We start from the raw sequence: 1,750 nt of genomic DNA, 5'->3' as shown, positions 1-1,750 counted from the left end.
GGGCCTGTGTCTGAATAACTGTCAGAGTTGATCTGTGCAGGGGTTGTCGTGTGGTGGTATGCGTGCCTGCAGTTGGGTGAGGGTGCGGGCCGGGGTTCCGGGTAGCGGGGTGACCTCGATGCGGTGCAGGTCCAGGAGGCGGTGGCCGTCTTGGAACTGGTTGGACAGATTGGTGCGGGTGACGTTCAGGAGCTGGGCGAGAAGCGTGCTGGTGACGGCTCTGCGGCGACGCAACAATGCGGTCAGCAGGCGGTGGTAGTGGTCGAGGCTGCTGGTCTGCGGGTGGAGATAGCTGCGAGGGCGGTGGAAGCGTCGTTGGAATGCAGCCTCTGCCAAGGAGTCCCAGTACGGTTCCGAAACGGCGACCAGTCGGTCGAAGGCAGAGCGTGACATCCCGGTCAGGGCCGGATCGCTGAGCACTGCCGTCAAGGCGGGATCAATCCGCTGCCGGCTCGGCGCCGGCTCCAGGAGCCTGGGTGCGACCGGTGCCAAGGTGTAGTTCCAGCCGCCGTGGAAGGCATGGGGTGTGATCGGCAGGGCATGAAACTCGGCGGGTGGCACTGCGGCGCCCAAGTCGTATCGACCGGTGTCGAGTTCGGCTCCGATTCTGAGCCCGGTGCGGGTGGTTGTGGCGGCGATCGTCTCGATGACGGTCTCGTAGCTGGTCAAGGGCCTGCCGCGCCAGTTCGCGGTGATGTGACAGAACATTCGGTGCTCGATTTTGTTCCACTTCGATGTTCCGGGTGGGAAGTGGCAGACCGTGATCTGGAGTCCGCTCTCCAGGGCGAAGGCGGCGAGATGCTTCTTCCATGTCCAGCGGCGGGGATCGTTGGAACCGCCGCAATCTGCGGTGATCAGTAGCCGGCCGGCGTCCGGGTAGTCGTCCCGTCCGCGCTGCTGCCACCAGCGTCGGATGGATTCCACGGCGAACTCGGCCGTGTCGTGGGTGGTGCCGACGTTGACCCAGCCGGTGTTGCGGGCGATGTCGTAGATCCCGTAGGGAATGACCACGGGCTGGTCACTGGTGATGAAGGTGTGGCAGTCGACCCGAACAGGGTTCTTCCCCGGACGCCAGATGCGGCCTGGCCGGTCGCGGTTGCCGAGCCACTCCTTGGCTTTGGTGTCGACGCTGATCACCGGCTGGCTGTCTTCAAGGAAGGCCGTGGCGGTGGCGTTGATATGTGTGAACTGTGCATCCCGGTCCGGATGGCTGGCGCCTTCCGTGGTCTTGGCGGTGCCCTGCAGGCTGTATCCCGCAGCATGCAACAGGCGTCCGACGGTCGAGGCGCTGACGGGATGGCCCTGAGCGGTCAGCGCCGAGGCCAAGGACCGCAGCGAGAGCGTGGTCCAGCGCAACGGCGACACCGGATCGCCCCGGGTTGTGGGCTCGATCAGTGTTTCGAGCGCGGGCAACAGACCCGGGTCGGTGATCGTTACCGGCCTGCGGCCGGCTCCTGACGCCCGGATCCGCCTGGTCGGCAACGGGCACCGGGTCAGATCGGCGATCCCACGCGCGATCGTGGTTGCGCTGACACCAGAGGCTGACGCCACCAGGGCAATCCCGCCATGACCAAGCGCGGCTGCTTCGCTGGCCAGGTAAATCCGGCGGCGCCGTTCATCGAGATGAGGAAGAAACTGATCGAACTTCGCTTTCAAAGCCACAACCGAGGCCCGAGCCGACGTATCCGCAGTCACACCTCATTATCGCGCCAACGCCCCAGCAGCGAGCAGTAATTGAAATTCAGGCCCC

1 protein-coding gene is annotated in these 1,750 nt (G+C 65.1%); it reads right to left on the bottom strand.

Features of this window, described 5'->3' with window-relative positions:
- Positions 1-21 precede the first annotated feature (21 nt).
- Positions 22-1,662: an ISAzo13 family transposase gene (locus tag AC07F3_RS42355; RefSeq protein ID WP_479120450.1), complete on the bottom strand. Its 1,641-nt coding sequence runs from the start codon at positions 1,660-1,662 to the stop codon at positions 22-24.
- Between the last annotated feature and the right edge of the window lie 88 nt (positions 1,663-1,750).

The organism is Streptomyces sp. NPDC045846, from assembly GCF_056431605.1.
This window is presented reverse-complemented; position numbering and strand designations above follow the sequence as displayed.